This is a genomic window from Nocardioides sp., assembly GCF_024509035.1.
In the GTDB taxonomy this organism is placed as follows: domain Bacteria; phylum Actinomycetota; class Actinomycetes; order Propionibacteriales; family Nocardioidaceae; genus Nocardioides.
In genome coordinates this window covers 1-569 of record NZ_JANINT010000360.1, presented here as the reverse complement: position 1 = coordinate 569, position 569 = coordinate 1, and the positions used below count along the sequence as shown (strand labels likewise).

The 569-nt window shown below is 73.1% G+C and carries 1 protein-coding gene; it reads right to left on the bottom strand.

Annotated features, from left to right (window positions below; genetic code table 11):
- A partial coding sequence (locus tag Q0L15_RS21285; RefSeq protein ID WP_296606754.1) for an AAA family ATPase occupies positions 1-569 on the bottom strand: 569 nt, incomplete at both ends.

The following is a 569-nucleotide window of genomic DNA, read 5'->3' as shown; positions in this document are numbered from 1 at the left end:
GCCCGCGGGAGCGCAGCCACGCGAGGTCAGCCAGGGTCGCGCGGGTGCCCGGCAGCACCACGAGGTGCGCATCGGCGAGGTCGCGCGGGTCGGAGACGAAGACGACGTCGAGGTCCGGCTCGAGGCCCAGGGCGTCGACGTCGGTGAAGTTGCTGATCCGGGGGAGCCGTACGACCGCGACCCGCACCCGGGCGCCGTCCCTGCTGCGGCGGCCCTCCAGGTCGAGGGCGTCCTCGGAGTCGAGCCACAGATCGGGGTGCCACGGCAGCACCCCGTGCACGGGCCGGCCGGTCATCCGCTCCAGCTGGTCCAGGCCCGGGCGCAGCAGACCGAGGTCGCCGCGGAACTTGTTGACCACGAACCCGGCGAGCAGCGCCTGGTCCGCCGGCTCCAGCAGGGCCAGGGTGCCGAACATCGAGGCGAAGAGACCGCCCCGGTCGATGTCGCCGACCAGGACCACCGGGAGGTCGGCGTGGCGGGCCAGGCCCATGTTGACGTAGTCGCTGGAGCGCAGGTTGATCTCGGCCGGGCTGCCCGCTCCTTCGGCCACGACAACGTCGAACCGTTCT